Source organism: Stenotrophomonas sp. CASM110 (assembly GCF_049384345.1).
Taxonomy (GTDB): domain Bacteria; phylum Pseudomonadota; class Gammaproteobacteria; order Xanthomonadales; family Xanthomonadaceae; genus Stenotrophomonas; species Stenotrophomonas muris.
In genome coordinates this window covers 44984-60654 of the sequence record NZ_JBMRGI010000019.1, presented here as the reverse complement: position 1 = coordinate 60654, position 15671 = coordinate 44984, and the positions used below count along the sequence as shown (strand labels likewise).

The 15671-nt window shown below is 68.1% G+C and carries 15 protein-coding genes; 9 read left to right on the top strand and 6 right to left on the bottom strand.

Going from position 1 to position 15671, the window contains the following annotated elements:
- Positions 1-42 precede the first annotated feature (42 nt).
- The 7 genes from VG561_RS16200 to rnfB all read left to right on the top strand — a co-directional run bounded on the left by VG561_RS16200 (position 43) and on the right by rnfB (position 7631).
- A complete protein-coding gene (locus VG561_RS16200) occupies positions 43-1983 on the top strand; it encodes a DUF885 domain-containing protein (RefSeq protein ID WP_049442350.1) in 1941 nt (646 codons plus the stop codon).
- A 16-nt stretch (positions 1984-1999) separates the two neighbouring features.
- Positions 2000-3070: a serine hydrolase domain-containing protein gene (locus VG561_RS16195; protein WP_046431895.1), complete on the top strand. Its 1071-nt coding sequence runs from the start codon at positions 2000-2002 to the stop codon at positions 3068-3070.
- Entirely contained in the window at positions 3067-3471 is a 405-nt protein-coding gene (locus VG561_RS16190; RefSeq protein ID WP_142235313.1) for a VOC family protein, read from the top strand. The genes VG561_RS16195 and VG561_RS16190 overlap by 4 nt, the downstream gene beginning before the upstream one ends.
- A 418-nt stretch (positions 3472-3889) precedes the next feature.
- Entirely contained in the window at positions 3890-4333 is a 444-nt protein-coding gene (locus tag VG561_RS16185) for a DUF2147 domain-containing protein (protein WP_012480941.1), read from the top strand.
- Positions 4334-4435: 102 nt separating this feature from the next.
- Positions 4436-6517, top strand: coding sequence for a methionine--tRNA ligase (gene metG / locus VG561_RS16180; RefSeq protein WP_142235312.1), 2082 nt, complete (start codon positions 4436-4438; stop codon positions 6515-6517).
- 78 nt (positions 6518-6595) lie between these two features.
- A complete protein-coding gene (locus tag VG561_RS16175; protein WP_032958670.1) occupies positions 6596-7186 on the top strand; it encodes an HAD family hydrolase in 591 nt (196 codons plus the stop codon).
- Positions 7187-7217: 31 nt separating this feature from the next.
- Positions 7218-7631, top strand: a complete 414-nt coding sequence (rnfB, locus tag VG561_RS16170; protein ID WP_142235311.1) for an Rnf electron transport complex subunit RnfB — start codon at positions 7218-7220, stop codon at positions 7629-7631.
- Positions 7632-7679: 48 nt separating this feature from the next.
- Here rnfB and VG561_RS16165 read toward each other — a convergent pair whose 3' ends face one another.
- Positions 7680-8027, bottom strand: a complete 348-nt coding sequence (locus tag VG561_RS16165) for a RidA family protein (RefSeq protein ID WP_005418155.1) — start codon at positions 8025-8027, stop codon at positions 7680-7682.
- Between the two features lie 192 nt (positions 8028-8219).
- Here VG561_RS16165 and mprF point away from each other — a divergent pair, with 192 nt between their 5' ends.
- Positions 8220-10784, top strand: coding sequence for a bifunctional lysylphosphatidylglycerol flippase/synthetase MprF (mprF, locus tag VG561_RS16160; protein ID WP_142235310.1), 2565 nt, complete (start codon positions 8220-8222; stop codon positions 10782-10784).
- A gap of 124 nt (positions 10785-10908) precedes the next feature.
- On the opposite strand, the gene VG561_RS16155 is transcribed toward mprF, so the two are convergent.
- The 4 genes from VG561_RS16155 to VG561_RS16140 form a co-directional block, all read right to left on the bottom strand.
- The gene (locus VG561_RS16155; protein ID WP_032958666.1) at positions 10909-12255 is read right to left on the bottom strand and encodes a virulence factor family protein; all 1347 of its coding nucleotides are present in this window, start codon (positions 12253-12255) and stop codon (positions 10909-10911) included.
- A 78-nt stretch (positions 12256-12333) separates the two neighbouring features.
- Positions 12334-12951: a DUF998 domain-containing protein gene (locus VG561_RS16150; RefSeq protein ID WP_014647965.1), complete on the bottom strand. Its 618-nt coding sequence runs from the start codon at positions 12949-12951 to the stop codon at positions 12334-12336.
- Positions 12948-13121, bottom strand: a complete 174-nt coding sequence (locus VG561_RS16145) for an oxidoreductase-like domain-containing protein (protein WP_032958663.1) — start codon at positions 13119-13121, stop codon at positions 12948-12950. The genes VG561_RS16150 and VG561_RS16145 overlap by 4 nt, the downstream gene beginning before the upstream one ends.
- Before the next feature lie 49 nt (positions 13122-13170).
- A complete protein-coding gene (locus tag VG561_RS16140) occupies positions 13171-13773 on the bottom strand; it encodes a hypothetical protein (RefSeq protein WP_423179796.1) in 603 nt (200 codons plus the stop codon).
- Between the two features lie 229 nt (positions 13774-14002).
- Here VG561_RS16140 and VG561_RS16135 point away from each other — a divergent pair, with 229 nt between their 5' ends.
- Positions 14003-15154, top strand: a complete 1152-nt coding sequence (locus VG561_RS16135; RefSeq protein ID WP_423179795.1) for a tetratricopeptide repeat protein — start codon at positions 14003-14005, stop codon at positions 15152-15154.
- Between the two features lie 7 nt (positions 15155-15161).
- Here VG561_RS16135 and VG561_RS16130 read toward each other — a convergent pair whose 3' ends face one another.
- Complete coding sequence (locus VG561_RS16130) at positions 15162-15497, bottom strand: zinc ribbon domain-containing protein YjdM (protein WP_010482882.1); 336 nt, start codon at positions 15495-15497, stop codon at positions 15162-15164.
- Positions 15498-15671 lie beyond the last annotated feature (174 nt).

The window sequence follows — 15671 nt, the reverse complement described above, 5'->3', positions numbered from 1 at the left end:
GATCGTGCAAGCTCGACGGTCTGTGTTCCACGGAAGCTCCTGATGCCGCATCCCACCCGCGCCCTGGCCGCCGCCATCGCCGCGTTGTTCCTGTTCAGTGCCGTGCCGTCGGCCGAAGCAGCGAAAAAGAAGGCCAGCCGCCCTGCCGCCGCGCAGACCCGCCAGGCTGCCAAGCCCAAGGCCAGGCCCGCCCGCGCCACCGCACCGGCGCGTGGCAGCTCGGCACGCCGCGCCGCGCCGCGTCCGGTGGCGCCGGCCCGTGCCGTACCCAAGCAGGTACAGCTGGAGCGCCTGTACGACGAGTACTGGGATGCCTCGATGCGGTTGAACCCGCTGCAGGCCACCTTCCAGGGCGAATCCCGCTACAACGACCAGCTGCCCAACATCCTGTCCGCCGCCTGGCGCCAGCAGTCGCACGACTTCACCACGCAATGGCTGGGCAAGGTCGAGAAGCTCGGCAGTGATGGCCTGCAGGGCCAGGACCTGCTCAGCTACGAGATCTTCGTGCGCGACGCACGCGCCTCGCTGGCCGCCGAGCGCTACCCGAGCTGGATGATGCCGATCAGCCAGTACTACAACATCGGCAGCATCATGGCGATCCTCGGTGCCGGTGCCGGCGCGCAGCCATTCAACACCGTGCAGGACTACGACACCTGGTCGCGCCGTTCGCTGGGCATTCCCGAACTGTTCGACCAGGCCATCGACAACATGCGCCAAGGCATGAAGGCCGGCGTGGTACAGCCGCGCGACCTGATGGAAAAAGTGCTGCCGCAACTGGATGCGGTGATCAAGCCGACCGCCGAAGAGAGCATCTTCTGGTCGCCGATCCGCACCATGCCCAACACCATCCCGGCCGAGGACAAGGCGCGCATCAGCGCCGAGTACAAGCGCATGATCGAACTGCGCATCATGCCGGCCTATCGCGCCCTGCGCGGCTTCATCGCCACCGAATACCTGCCGGCCACGCGCGCCAGCAGCGGCCTGGGCGCACTGCCCGATGGCCAGGCCTGGTACGCCAGCCTGATCGTGCAGACCACCGCCAGCGACCAGACCGCCGCGCAGCTGCACGCGCTGGGCGAACAACGCGTGCAGGAACTGCAGGCGCAGATCGCCACGGTGATGAAGGATGCCAAGCTGCGCGGCACCCCCACCAAGCTGCTGCGCAGCATGCGCAACGACCGCCAGTTCCAGTACGGCGATGCCAATGCGCTGATCAACCGTTACCGCCAGGTGCAGCAGCAGGTCAACGCACGCCTGCCGCAGGTGCTGGATACCTTGCCCAAGGCGCCGCTGGACGTACGCGCGGTGGAACCGGAGCGTGCGCTCACCGCCGCTGCCGCTGCCTACCAGCCGGCACTGCCCGGGCAATCCGCGGTGCTGTACGTGAACACCCGCGACCTGCCCGGCCGCAAGCGCTGGAACGTGCCGGTGCAGTACCTGCATGAAGCGATCCCCGGCCACCACGTGCAGCTGGGCCTGCAGCAGGAGCTGGCCAAGCTGCCGCGCTTCCGCCGCCTCGGTGGCGATCTCGCCTTCGTCGAAGGCTGGGGCCTGTACGCCGAAACGCTGGGCGAGGACCTGGGCATCTACACCGATCCCTACGACCGCATCGGCTACCTGTACTCGCGCCTGCTGCGCGCCGCCCGCGTGGTGGCCGATACCGGCGTGAATGCCCAGGGCTGGAGCAAGCAGCAGGCTGTCACCTACCTGCAGAAGACCGTGGACATGAGCAGCGACGATGCCAACGCCGAAGTCGAGCGGGTCATGGCCCAGCCTGGCCAGGCACTGTCGAACGTGGCCGGCCTGACCACCATTGTCGCCCTGCGCGACAAGGCCAGGGCGCGCCAGGGCGCCGCCTTCGACCTGCGCCGCTTCCACGCCGAACTGCTGAAGGACGGCTCGATGCCGCTGGACGTGCTGGACCGCAAGATGGAACGCTGGATGGCCCAGCCGGCCAGCGCCACGCCCGCCCCGTCACCCTGAGCCTTCCGGAGCCGCCATGCGTCCTGCCGTCGCCCTGTTCGCCGCCGTGCTGGGCCTGCTGCCGCTGGCCACCGTCGCCGCACCGGTGCTGGCCCCACCGGATGCGGGCATCGACGGCCTGATGCAGGCCTACGACGGCCAGGTGCCCGGCGCCGCCGTACTGGTGCTGCATGACGGCAAACCGGTATTCCGGCGCGGCTATGGCCTGGCGGTGGTGGAGGACGGCACGGCGGTCACCGCGGCCAGCAACTTCCGGCTGGCCTCGGTCAGCAAGCAGTTCACCGCTGCGGCGGTGCTGCTGCTGGTGGAAGATGGCCGGCTCGGGCTGGACCAACCTGCCCGGCAATGGCTGCCCGAACTGCCCCCGGCTGCGGCCGCCATCACCATCCGCCAGCTGCTCTCGCATACCGGTGGCCTGCCCGACTACGAAGACCTGATGGACCCGGCTGATGCTCGGCAGGTGCATGACGCCGATGTGCTGACCCTGCTGTCGCGCCAGGACCGGCTGAACTTCGCGCCCGGCACGCAGTACCACTACAGCAACAGCGGCTATGCGCTGCTGGCACTGATCGTCGGCCGCGCCTCCGGCCAGGATTTCGCAGCCTTCCTGCAACAGCGCATCTTCCGCCCGCTGGGCATGGCCCACACCGTGGCCCATCAGGACGGCATCGATACCATCGCCGCACGCGCCTATGGCTACAGCTGGATCGATGGCCGTTGGCGGCGCACCGACCAGAGCACCACCAGCGCCGTGCTCGGCGATGGCGGCATCTATTCCTCGCTGGACGACCTGGCCCGCTGGGATGCGGCGCTGTACGACGACCGCCTGCTGTCGAAGGCCTCGCGCCGCGCGATGTTCAGCCCCGCCACATCGACGCCCGAACCGGATGTACCGCACTACGGGTTCGGCTGGCGGCTGAATGGCCCCGTGCAATGGCACAGCGGCGAGAGCATCGGCTTCCGCAACGTGATCGTGCGCCACCCGGAAAAACACCTGACCGTGATCGTTCTGACCAACCGCAACGACCCCGAACCCTATCCGCTGGCGCTGAAGATCGCCCAGCGCTGGCTGGACACCCTGCAATGACCGCCGATTCCGGTGCCCTGCTGGGCATCCACCACGCCGCACTGATCTGCAGCGACTACGCACGTTCAAAAGACTTCTACGTGCGCATCCTCGGCCTGCGCGTGCTGGCCGAGAACCACCGCGCCGCGCGCGATTCCTGGAAGCTGGACCTGGCCCTGCCCGACGGCGGCCAGCTGGAACTGTTCTCCTTCCCCTCGCCGCCGCCCCGTCCCAGCCGCCCGGAAGCCCAGGGCCTGCGCCACCTCGCGTTCCGCGTGGCCACGCTGGAACCCTTCATCCAGCGCCTGTCAGCGCACGGCGTAGTGTGCGAACCGATCCGCGTGGACGAGTACACCGGCCGCCGCTTCACCTTCTTCGCCGACCCCGACGACCTGCCGCTGGAGTTGTACGAAGTCGGTTGACGTCCCCGGGGGTCAGATCCCTTTTCCGTCGGAAAAGGGATCTGACCCTATCGCCGCCACCGGAAACGTCATCCACGCATGGCATGGATCTGTGTCGACCAAGGTCGACACCCACCAACCGCACCAGCACCGGCAGATCGCCGGAAACTGTCGAAGGCGGGGCATTGTGGGTTTGCGGGGTGTGAGCCGCATGGATGCGGCGACCAAGCCCCCAGGGACGGGTTTACGGCGGCCCCGCAAACCCACAGTGCCCCGCCATCCCTCAGCAAGTCCGCTTTTGCTGTTGCTCCGGCTGTTGCGGCTGCCTCTGCAGGTGCAGGGCGCAGCCCTGCAAAGCCCCCCTTCCCCATACCCCGCCGAATGGGTATACAGTCGACCCATGCCGGCACCGTGCCGGAATGAACCCTGGGAGGGGACCATGCGCAACACCTTCAAGACCCTGCTGCTGGCACTGCCGCTGTGCCTGGCCGCCCTGTCGGCCCAGGCCGCCGACGGCGCCGCCGGCCGCTGGAAGACCATCGACGACAAGACCGGCAAGGTGAAGTCGATCGTCGAGATCACCCAGGCCGCCAACGGCACCCTGACCGGCAAGGTGGTCGACATCCTGCACTCGGACAAGGGCCCGAACCCGGTCTGCGATGGATGTGAAGGCGCGAACAGGAACAAGCCGGTGAAGGGCATGACCATCCTCTGGAACCTGAAGGCCGATGGCGCCAACAAGTGGTCCGGCGGCACCATCCTCGACCCGGCCAACGGCAAGACCTACAAGTCGAAGATGGAGCTGCAGCCGGGTGGCACCAGGCTGGACGTGTCCGGCTGCATCGCCTTCATCTGCCGCGCGCAGACCTGGCAGCGCGAATAAGCGCCCCGGCCCCCGCTTCATCCCCGTGACCCGGCCCCGGCCGGGTCACGTCGTTGCGGGCATGCGATACTCTGCGGTTCCCCTCGGCTTCACCCCGCGACCATGACCCGTACCGCGCTCGTCACCACCGCCCTGCCCTACGCCAACGGCCCGCTGCACCTGGGCCACCTGGTCGGCTACATCCAGGCCGACATCTGGGTGCGTGCGCGGCGAATGAGCGGCGGCAAGGCCTGGTTCGTCTGCGCCGACGACACCCACGGCACGCCGATCATGCTGGCCGCGGAAAAAGCCGGGGTCACCCCGGAAACCTTCATCGCCAACATCCAGGCCAGCCACGAACGTGACTTCGCCGCCTTCGGCGTGGCCTTCGACCACTACGACTCGACCAACTCGGCGGCCAACAAGGCACTGACCGAGCAGTTCTACCTGAAGCTGGAAGCGGCCGGCCACATCAGCCGCCGTTCGGTCGCCCAGTTCTACGACCCGGCCAAGGGCATGTTCCTGCCCGACCGCTACGTCAAGGGCATCTGCCCGAACTGCGGCAGCCCCGACCAGTACGGCGACAACTGCGAAGTCTGCGGCGCGACCTATGCACCGACCGACCTGAAGGAGCCGCGTTCGGTCATCTCCGGCGCCACGCCGGAAATGCGCGATTCGGAGCACTTCTTCTTCGAGGTGGGCCACTTCGATGCATTCCTGCGCGAATGGCTGGCCGGCGATGTCGCCCTGCCGGGCGTGAAGGCCAAGCTGGGTGAGTGGCTCAACGCCGAAGGTGGCCTGCGCGCGTGGGACATCTCGCGCGATGCGCCGTACTTCGGTTTCCAGATTCCCGGCCAGCCGGGCAAGTACTTCTATGTCTGGCTGGATGCGCCGATCGGCTACCTGTCCAGCTTCCAGACCCTGTGCGGCAAGCTCGGCGAAGACTTCGAAGCGCACCTGCGCGCCGGCACCGCCACCGAACTGCACCACTTCATCGGCAAGGACATCGTCAACTTCCACGGCCTGTTCTGGCCGGCGGTGCTGCACGGTACCGGCCACCGCGCGCCGACCCGCCTGCACGTCAACGGCTACCTGACCGTGGACGGTGCCAAGATGAGCAAGTCGCGCGGCACCTTCGTAATGGCGCGTACCTTCCTCGATGCCGGCCTGGAGCCGGAAGCGCTGCGCTACTACTACGCCGCCAAGTCCGGCGGTGGCGTCGACGATCTTGACCTGAACCTGGGTGATTTCATCGCCCGCGTCAACGCCGACCTGGTCGGCAAGTTCGTCAACCTGGCCAGCCGCTGCGCCGGCTTCATCAGCAAGCGCTTCGACGGCCAGCTGGCCGCGCAGCTGCCCGACGCGGCGCAGTACCAGCGCTTCGTCGACGGCCTGGCGCCGATCCGTGAAGCCTACGAGCGCAACGACCCGGCTGCGGCGATCCGCCTGACCATGACCCTGGCCGACGAAGCCAACCGCTACATCGACGACGTCAAGCCGTGGGTCATCGCCAAGCAGGAAGGCGCCGACGTGCAGCTGCAGGCCGTGTGCAGCCAGGGCCTGAACCTGTTCCGCGTGCTGGTCACCGCACTGAAGCCGGTGCTGCCGGCCACCGCCGCGCAGGCCGAGGCCTTCCTGGCCGCGCCGGTCAATGACTGGACCGAACTGGCACAGCCGCTGCTGGGCCACCGCATCACCGACTACACCCCGCTGTTCACCCGTATCGACCCGAAGAAGATTGACGCCATGATCGACGCCTCCAAGGACACCCTGCAGCCGGCCGCCACTGCCGCCCCCGCCGCCAGGACCGACGCCGCCAAGCCGGCCACACCGGCCCCGGCCAAGGACGGCGTGAAGAGCGCCGATGCTCCGGCCTATATCGGCATCGACGATTTCGCCAAGCTCGACCTGCGCATCGGCAAGGTGCTGGTGTGCGAGTTCGTGGAAGGTTCGGACAAGCTGCTGCGCTTCGAACTGGATGCCGGCGAACTGGGCAAGCGCCAGATCTTCTCCGGCATCCGTGGCAGCTACGGCGAGCCGGAAGCCCTGGTCGGTCGCAGCGTGGTGTTCATCGCCAACCTGGCCCCGCGCAAGATGCGCTTCGGCCTGAGCGAAGGCATGATCCTGTCGGCCGGTTTCGACGGCGGCGCGCTGGCGCTGCTGGACGCCGACAGCGGCGCGCAGCCGGGCATGCCGGTCCGCTGATGCCTGCAGCGGGCGCGGCCATCGCCGCGCCTGCTGGCAGCATCGGCCAGCGGAGGCAACGCGATGGGAAGCAATGGAATGGAACTGGCGCTGTTCGACTTCGACCACACCGTGACCACCTGCGATACCTATGGCCGTTTCCTGCGCCGCGTGGCCACCGCCGAACAGCTGGCGCAGGCGTGGTGGAAGGTCGGACCGTGGCTGGCCGCATACAAGCTGAAACTGATCTCGGCCGAACGCATCCGTGCACGCGTCACCCGCCTGACCTTCAGCAACCGCCACAGCGATGACATCGCCACGCTGGCCGCAGGCTTCTCGCGTGAGTTCCTGCCCGAGGTGGTGCGCCCGGAAATGCTGGAGCAGATCCGCTGGCACAGGGAACAGCAGCATACCGTGGTGATTGTGTCCGGCTCGCTGGACCTGTACCTGCGGCCATGGTGCGAGCAGCTGGGCCTTCAGCTGATCTGCAACCGGCTGGAAAGCCAGGACGGCCGCCTGACCGGTCGCTATGCCGGTGGCGACTGCGGCCCGCGCAAGGTCGAGCACATCCGTCGCCAGTTCGATCTGTCCCGCTACGTGCGTATCCATGCCTACGGTGACAGTTCCGAAGACAAGCCGATGCTGGCGCTGGCCCACGAGCGCTGGTTCCGTGGCAAACCCCTGAAGTAACCCCGACGCGCAGCCTTCGCCACGCATGAGCATGAGCCTGATCCCGCCCCTGACCGAACGCCTCGACCGCCTGCTGCCGCAGACCCAATGCGGGCAGTGCGGCTACGACGGCTGCCGCCCGTATGCGCAGGCGATGGCGCGCGGCGAGGTGGGCGTGGACCGCTGCCCGCCGGGCGGCGATGCCGGCGCGCGCGCGCTGGCGCAGGTACTGGGCGTGCCTGTCATTCCGTTTGATCGTTCGCGTGGCGAACACAAGGTGCCGCAGGTGGCGCTGATCGTGGAAGCCGACTGCATCGGCTGCACCAAGTGCATCCAGGCCTGCCCGGTGGACGCCATCGTCGGCGGCGCCAAGTACATGCACACGGTCATTGCCGATCTGTGCACCGGTTGCGAACTGTGCATTCCGCCGTGCCCGGTGGACTGCATCGAGTTGCTGCCCCTGTAACAGGGCGGATCCCTTTCCGCGGGAAAGGGATCCGGCCCCATCCCGCAGTTACGGCACGGCCGCCGTCACCACGATCTCGACCTTCCACTCGGCGTGGGCCAGCTTGGCTTCGAAGGTTGCGCGGGCCGGGGTCGCGCCCTCGACCACCCACTCGTCCCACGCCTTGTTCATGCCGTCGAAGTCGGCGATATCGGCCAGGAACACTTCCGCGCGCAGCACGTGCTGGCGATCACTGGCGACCAGTGCCAGCAGCTTGTCGATCTCCGCCAGCACCTGCCGGGTCTGTCCGGTGATGTCCTGGCTGGTGTCTTCCGGAATCTGGCCGGAGAGGTAGGCGACCTTGTTGTACACGGTCATTTCGGACATGCGCGGTCCGACGTCGTAACGCTCCATCATGGGCGTGGCTCCTGCGGGTGATCAGGCCTGCATTGTCCTCCAATCCGGTCGACGGTGGGTGCACGGGCACCTTCCGCGACACGTCACTACCGGGCTCCGACGGTCCCACTGGTCAAATGACGATGACAGGCGCACGATGCGCCACGCCCGCGTTGACACCGCCCTCGCCCCTCCTGCCGCACCCTTGCGCCGATGACCGTCCCCATCGATTCCACCACTGCCCCTTCCACGCCAGCCTGGAAGCGGGTTGCCACCATCGTCATCCCGCTGCTGATCCTCGCCCTGGCCCTGCACGGCCTGGCCAATGAGTTCGACGAGCACGGCTACCGGGCCATCCGCCAGGCGTTCCGCCAGCTCAGTGGCATGCAGATCGCGCTCACCGTGGTACTCGGCCTGGCCAGTTACGCCTGCCTGATCGGCTTCGATGCCATCGGCCTGCGTCGCAGCGGCATCCGCGTGCACCCTGCGCGAGTCGGCATCACTGCGTTCCTTGCGCACACGCTGGGCCAGACCGTGGGCTTTGCCGCGTTGACCGGCGGCGCGGTGCGCCTGCGTGGCTACCGCAGCGCCGGCCTGGACCTGGCGCAGATCGGCCAGGTGGTGCTGATGAGCACGCTCGGCTTCGTGTTCGGGGCGTGGCTGCTGATCAGCGTGGCACTGTGCATGGAACCTGCAGCGGCAGCGTTGGCATTGCCATTGAATCCCGATGCCGTGCGCATCGTCGGCATCGTCGCCCTGCTCGCATATCTCTGCACCGTACTGCTGGTCGGCCGCGATGGACGGCAGTTCAGCGTGTTCGGCCATGCGTTGTGGCTGCCCGACCGCCGCACCATGATCGGCGTCACCGTGCTGAGCGTGATCGAACTGGTGCTGGCCAGTGCCGCGTTCTACGTGCTGCTGCCGGACTCCACGCCGACCGGACTGCCCGGCTTCGTCGGCCTGTACCTGGTGGCCGTGCTGGCCGGCCTGGTCTCGACCGTGCCCGCCGGCCTTGGCGTGTTCGAGTGGAGCCTGCTGAAGCTGTTGCCGCAGGTGGCACCGGCGGCGGTGCTGGCAGCGGCGCTGATCTACCGCGTCACCTACTACGTGCTGCCGCTGGTGCTGGCCACCCTGCTCGCGCTCGCGCCCGCCCTGCGCCAACCGCTGCAGGCCAGCGCCGGGGCAACCCGTGCGGGCTGGAACGCGCTGCGCCCGTGGCTGCCGCAGATCATCGCGCTGGCGGTGTTCAGCATCGGCGCCGCACTGGTCATCGACGGCACGCTGCCGACGCCACGCCGTCACCTGGTCAATGCCTCGCTGCCGATCCTGGAGACCTCGCACCTGATCGGCAGCCTCAGCGGCGTCGCACTGCTGCTGATCGGCCAGGGCCTGGCCCGGCGCAGCCACGCCGCGTGGGTGCTGGCGATGGCGGTGTGCGTGATCACCCCGCTGCCGCTGTGGCTGCGGGGTGGCCAACTGTTGATCGCCGTCTCGGCAGTGCTGGTGGCGATGGCACTGTGGGCCGCACGTCGCGAGTTCTACCGCCAGGGCGCGCTGCTGGACGAAGCCTGGTCATGGCCGTGGCTGCGCAACCTCGGCCTGGTGCTGGTCGCGGTCACCTGGCTGCTGTTCTTCACCTACAGCCATGTCGAGTACCAGAACGAGCTGTGGTGGCAGTTTGCGATATCGGGCAACGCACCACGCGCGCTGCGCGCGTTGCTGGTCGTGGCGATCGCGCTGGTGATGTTCGGCCTGGCGCGGCTGCTGCACAGCACGCGCAGCCCGCTGCCAGCCGCCGACGAGGCCACGCTGCAATCACTGGCGCCGGTACTGGCCGGTGCCACCGATACCCAGGCCTGCCTGGTACTGACCGCCGACAAGGCGGTGCTGCGCGACGAGGCGAAACAGGGCTTCGTGATGATGCAACGCTACGGCGGTTCGCTGATCGCGATGGGCGATCCCGTCGGCCCGCCGGAGGTCGCCCGCGCATTGATCTGGCGCTTCCGCGAGGAAGCCGACCGGCTCGGCCTGCGCCCGGTGTTCTACCAGGTCGGCGAGTCCTACTGGCAGACCTACCTCGACCTGGGCCTGGGCCTGGTCAAGCTGGGCGAAGAAGCGATGGTGCCGCTGCACGATTTCGGCCTGGAAGGCCGCGAACGTGCGGACCTGCGCCAGGCCTGGAACCGCGGCAAGCGCGGCGGCCTGTCCTTCCGTGTGGCACCGGTGGAGGAAATTCCCAGCCTGCTGCCACGCCTGCACGCGATCTCCAACGCGTGGCTGGAAGACAAGGCCGGCGACGAAAAGGGCTTTTCGCTGGGCAGCTACGACCCGGATTACCTGGTGCGGTTCCCGGTGGCACTGGTCGAGGCCGAAGGCCAGATCGTGGCGTTCGCCAACCTGTGGCAGGCGCCGGCCGGTGCCGAGCTGTCGGTGGACCTGATGCGCCACGTCAACGAGGCGCCGAAGGGGACGATGGACTTCCTCTTCATCGAACTGTTCCTGTGGGGCCGCGCGCAGGGCTATGCACGCTTCTCGCTGGGCATGGCGCCACTGTCCGGGCTGGCACAGCATCGCCTGGCCGGCCGCTGGAACCGCCTGGCCGGCCTGCTGGCGCGGCATGGCGAACGCTTCTACGGCTTCAGTGGCCTGCGCCGCTTCAAGTCGAAGTTCGACCCGCAGTGGCGGCCACGCTATCTCGCTGCGCCGGGCGGCATGCACCTGCCGGCCGCACTGCTGGATGCCACGCGCCTGATCTCGCTGGACCCGCGGCGCAACTGAAGCCCCGCACCACCAGGCATACCCGGCGCCACCTGTCGCCCGGTAGGTGTCGACCTTGGTCGACACGCTCATCCCCAAGGCGCCCTCAGCCCCAGCGCCGACCAAGGTCGGCGTCTACCAAGCGCTACATACCGCCCTTGAGGATCACCTCGGCCAGCCGATCATAGTCACCACCGAAATGGTGGTCACCCGGCAGCTTCACCTTCTTCACACCGTCATTGGCCGGCAGGTCCGGGCACAGTGCGTCCTCATCCTTGTCGCCGTACACGCACAGCGTTTTCTCCGCCGGCAGTCTGGCCACTTCCGGCGCGATCGGCAGTCCGTCGCCGCCGCCGCCCAGCCAGTTGCTGACGTGGAACTCGAAGTCGGCCTTCTTGCCTACCGACAGCAGCACGATGCGGTCCAGCGCTGCACGGGTATCGGCATCGAGCTGGTTGATGGTCGCCGGCAGCACGTCGGCCCCCTGCGAGAAACCGATCAGCATCACCTTGTCGCGGTGCCACTGCTGGCGGTAGTGATCGATGATCTTCTGCAGGTCAGCAGCGAAACCCTTCGGCGTGCGCTCGCTCCAGAAGTAGCGCAGCGAGTCGATGCCGACCACGGCCACGCCGTGCTCGTTGAGCGACGACGCCACATCCTTGTCCAGGCCGGCCCAGCCACCATCACCGGAGACGAACACGGCCAGCGTGTCGCCGTTGCCGGTCGACGGTACTTCCACCACCGGCAGGCCCTTCAGCGCGGCCGGCGGCGGTGCCAGGCTGACGCCTGCCTGCGCACCCATCACCCGCGCTGCAGCCACCAGGCCCGGTGAGGCATCACCACGCGCCGTGCGCTTGAACTCGCGCGCCATCGCCACCTGCTGCACGAAACCGCTGGCCTCGCCCGCCTTGCAGCCGTGATCACCGGCTGCACTCAACCACGGGAAGTTCAGTTCGGCGGGTTGCAGCGTGTTGCGCTTCACGCCATCGCCGCAGACCATGCGCTCGTGGTTGTGGTCCGGGCAGAAACCAGTGGTGAGCAGGCCGGCGAACACCTGCGTATCGGCCTGCGCAGCCAGCGCATAGGCCATTTCAGCGCCTTCGCCATCGCCGCCGACCAGCGGCAGGTGGTACCCGGGCAGATGCAGCGAGGCCTGCAGCCAGCGCGAGAAATTCTCGACATCGCCGGAACCGAACGAACAGGTCGGGTTGCCTTCGCGCTTGAGCACGCCGCGCAGGTGCGCGATGTCCACGGCGGCGACCATCGCACCGTCGGCACGCAGGGCCTCGATCGGCAGACGGCTGGTATCGCCACCGGGAGTCGGTTCGTGGAACCAGATCACCACCCGCTGCGGGGTACCGGCCGGCATATGCACCGGAATCTGTTCGAACCGCCCGTGGCTGAACTGCTGCACGGTCGCTGCCGCGGTTGCCGGCAGTGCGGCCAGCGCCAGCACCACGCCCATTACCCTGCCCAGCCCTGCACGCTTCATATCGCAGCCCCGATGGAATGCGCACACGATACGCTGCCTCCACGTGCACGGCACGTACCGGTGCAGGCCGTTGGGGTTTCAGCAGGCTGCGGCGCGACGACTGCGCCGGTACAGCGCCAGCGCCAGATACAGCAGCCAGCCCACGATCACCACGATCACCACTTTCTGCCCCAGCCCGCGCGGCGGCCCGCCACGCCACAGCACGTGCAGCCACAGCAGCACGAAGGCCAGCCAGGCCCAGCCCCAGAGCAGGCCGGCGGCAGACTGCCAGCCCGGTTCGCGGCGCAGGTACCAGGCCTGCAGCAGCATGCCGACGCTGGCACACAGGAACGCAGTGTTGGCCGCCAACCCGTGGATGAACGGTGCCAGCAGCGGGGTTGCTTCGGGCAGCCAGCTGTCACCGATGGCGACCGTGGCCAGGCCCAGCGCCGAGACCGTGAACAGCAGCGGCGCCGCCGCGCTGCGCCGCGGGCCGATGCTGCCGCGATAAAGGGCGATGCCGAGCAGGGTGATCGCCAGTGCCAGCAGGCAGTACGCCGCACGCAACGCCAGCCCCCACGGCCCGTGCAGGTAGAGGCTGAGCGTGGCCCGCACCCAGTCCAGGTCGGTGCGTGCGAACTGGGTCCACAGCGCGGTAACCAGGAACAGAACCAGGGCTGCCAGCGCCAGCAGCGCCGCCGGACGCGCGCGGCTCATGCGGAGGCTTCCGGGTGCCGCGCCTGCCATTCGGCCAACGCCTTGCGATAGCGCTGCAGCTCGTCGGCATACAGGTCCAGCACGCACAGCGGGCAACCGCTGCCACAGCATTCGTTGGGACCGGGCTCTTCCGGCGGCAGCGGACGGGGATCGGGATCAGGGACGGACACGGTTGGAAGCGGCAATCGGTGGAAACGGGCCCCAGTGTAGCGGGCTGGCTCAGCGACCCAGCTGCCGCCGCAGGTTGTCGCGCGCGGCCGCGTCGAGGCGCTGGTGGAAGAACTCGCTGAGGAAGATGCGCGGTGCGCGCAGCAGGCCCTGCAGGAAACGGCGGCGGCCAGCGCGATACAGGAAGCCCGGCACCACGCCCTTGTACTCTTCGGCCACGCCCCGGTCATAGGCGGTGAACACCGGTTCCGGCGCGGCCAGGATCGCCATGTCGCAGTCCAGGAACAGCGCGGCCTCGGCATCGACATCGTCCGGGCCGAGCGCGCCATGGCGGGCGGTCAGCAGGATCAGCTGCTCGACCCGGGCGGCATCGACAGCGGCGAGTTCCGGCGCCTGCGTGATCGCCTGCAGGGCCATCTGCGCCGAACGTGCTTCGTTGTCCTTTCGCCCCGCCACGTAGATCGCATCGTGGTAGAGCACGGCCAGGTAGACCTCGGCCGGCTGCTGCCAGCCGGGGCCGTCGGCAACCTCCTGGCAGTGCTGCAGCACCGCGCGCACGTGGCCGAAGTGATGGTAGGCGCGTGGTGGCGTTGCATAGCTGTCCTGCAGCGCCTGCCACTGCGCCAGAGCGAGCGTCAGCGGGGAAAAGTCCATGCCCGGATCATCCCGCCTGCGCGGTTGACGGGCAAGCTGTCGCTTTTTTCACCACGTCCTCACAACGCCCTTCGCACTAGGCCGCAACGCGGTTGTCCACAGCTTTCCCGAGCGCTGGTCCACACCGGTTGTGGATGAACGTGCGGACCGACCAACGGTCGCTGCAGCGGTGCGCGCACAGGTCTACACTCGCCTCAGGCGGGAGCGCCCGCCGCTGCCGGGAGCCGTCATGTACCGTCCTGCCGCCCGATTCGTTCTGCTCGCACTGGCCGCATTGGCAGCACCGTCCGCGATCGCACAGGATCATCCGGGAACGGCCGCGCCGCTGGCCGTTGCCAGCACCGCCACTCCGGCGATGCCGACGCCGCAGCAGGTGTTCGCGATTCCACAGGCGATGCGCGACATGCTGCGCACGCAGGTGATCAATCACGGTTACTCCCGCGAGCAGCGCCTGCAGGCGCTGGTGGAGATGATCTTCGACCGCCACGGCCTGGACCTGCAGTACGACGCCGATGCGACCTTCACCGTCAGCGAGATCTGGCAGCAGCGGCGCGCCAACTGCCTGGCCTTTACCCTGATGTTCGTCGCGCTGGCACGCGAAGCCGGCATCCAGGCACGCGTGCAGGAAGTCGGCCAGGTCGTGTCGTGGTACCAGGACCAGGCCCAGGGCCTGGTCTACAGCGTCGGCCACGTCAATGCCGGGGTCGGCTTCGCCGGCCGCTTCGCCACCGTCGATCTGGATCGCAACGTGCTGTACGACCGCCGCGGGCCGCTGCCGATCAGCCAGGCACGGGCATTGGCACACTTCTACAACAACCGCGGCGCCGAACGCATGGCCAGCGGCGATCTGGTGGGTGCACGCACCTTCTTCAATGCCGCGCTGGCACAGGACAACAGCTTCGCCGCCACCTGGAACAACCTGGGCGTGCTGGAAAACCGTACGGGCGATACCGCCGCCGCGCGCCGGGCATTGGAAACGGCGCTGCGACTGGACGGCCGCCAGGACGCTGCACTGACCAACGCCAGCGCGCTGTACCGGAAGCTGGGCATGGTCATGCAGGCGCAGGCGCTGGAGCAGCGCCTGCAGTCGGTGCAGCGCGAGGATCCGTTCGCGCAGTACATGCTCGGCGCCGAGGCCGAACGCGCCGGCCGACTGGATCAGGCGATCCGCTATTACCGGCAGGCCGTGCGCCTGTACGACACCGCACACCAGTTCCACTTCGGGCTGGCGCGGGCCTATTTCCTGGCCGGCCAGCTCAGGCGCGCCGATCGTGAACTGCTGCGCGCGCAGGCGCTGGGCGGTGCCCCGCAGCAGGCGCGCTACCAGGCCAAGCTGGACAGCCTGGCCCGCTGGCGCGCACAGCAGCAGGCCAGGCGCTGAAGGCCGGTCAGGCCTTCTTGAGGAAGCAGGTCTTCAGGACCAGGCCCTTGATCTTGTCCGAGTTGCCTTCGATGTGCTCGGCATCGTCCTCGACCAGGCGGATGTTGCGGATCACGGTGCCCTGCTTGAGCGGGATCGAGGAACCCTTCACCTTCAGGTCCTTGATCACGGTGACGGTGTCACCGGCCTGCAGGGTATTGCCGTTGCTGTCACGCACGACCAAGGTCGAACCGGCACTTTCCTCGGCGGTCCATTCGAAGCCGCAGTCGGCGCAGATCCACAGCGCGCCATCGGCATAGGTGTTTTCCAGGGTGCACTGCGGGCAGGCGGGGGCAGAAGACATCAGCAAGTACCTCAAAGTGAATCAACAGCCGCCATTGTAACCGCCCGGCTCGCCTGCCCTTTTCCGGGCGGCGCCCGGCTCCCGGCTTGACCCGATCCGGCCTCCCGATACGGAATGGGAGGCCGCAGGAACTTGCAGTCGGCGGCGAACTGCAGCAGAGTGCGCGGCCCCTGA

What these genes read in the sequence shown, in the direction of transcription:
- VG561_RS16200 (WP_049442350.1), top strand. Translation starts at nt 43, where the DNA reads ATGCCGCATCCCACCCGCGCCCTGGCCGCCGCCATCGCCGCGTTGTTC.
- VG561_RS16195 (WP_046431895.1), top strand. Translation starts at nt 2,000, where the DNA reads ATGCGTCCTGCCGTCGCCCTGTTCGCCGCCGTGCTGGGCCTGCTGCCG.
- VG561_RS16190 (WP_142235313.1), top strand. Translation starts at nt 3,067, where the DNA reads ATGACCGCCGATTCCGGTGCCCTGCTGGGCATCCACCACGCCGCACTG.
- VG561_RS16185 (WP_012480941.1), top strand. Translation starts at nt 3,890, where the DNA reads ATGCGCAACACCTTCAAGACCCTGCTGCTGGCACTGCCGCTGTGCCTG.
- metG (WP_142235312.1), top strand. Translation starts at nt 4,436, where the DNA reads ATGACCCGTACCGCGCTCGTCACCACCGCCCTGCCCTACGCCAACGGC.
- VG561_RS16175 (WP_032958670.1), top strand. Translation starts at nt 6,596, where the DNA reads ATGGAACTGGCGCTGTTCGACTTCGACCACACCGTGACCACCTGCGAT.
- rnfB (WP_142235311.1), top strand. Translation starts at nt 7,218, where the DNA reads ATGAGCCTGATCCCGCCCCTGACCGAACGCCTCGACCGCCTGCTGCCG.
- VG561_RS16165 (WP_005418155.1), bottom strand. Translation starts at nt 8,027, where the DNA reads ATGATGGAGCGTTACGACGTCGGACCGCGCATGTCCGAAATGACCGTG.
- mprF (WP_142235310.1), top strand. Translation starts at nt 8,220, where the DNA reads ATGACCGTCCCCATCGATTCCACCACTGCCCCTTCCACGCCAGCCTGG.
- VG561_RS16155 (WP_032958666.1), bottom strand. Translation starts at nt 12,255, where the DNA reads ATGAAGCGTGCAGGGCTGGGCAGGGTAATGGGCGTGGTGCTGGCGCTG.
- VG561_RS16150 (WP_014647965.1), bottom strand. Translation starts at nt 12,951, where the DNA reads ATGAGCCGCGCGCGTCCGGCGGCGCTGCTGGCGCTGGCAGCCCTGGTT.
- VG561_RS16140 (WP_423179796.1), bottom strand. Translation starts at nt 13,773, where the DNA reads ATGGACTTTTCCCCGCTGACGCTCGCTCTGGCGCAGTGGCAGGCGCTG.
- VG561_RS16135 (WP_423179795.1), top strand. Translation starts at nt 14,003, where the DNA reads ATGTACCGTCCTGCCGCCCGATTCGTTCTGCTCGCACTGGCCGCATTG.
- VG561_RS16130 (WP_010482882.1), bottom strand. Translation starts at nt 15,497, where the DNA reads ATGTCTTCTGCCCCCGCCTGCCCGCAGTGCACCCTGGAAAACACCTAT.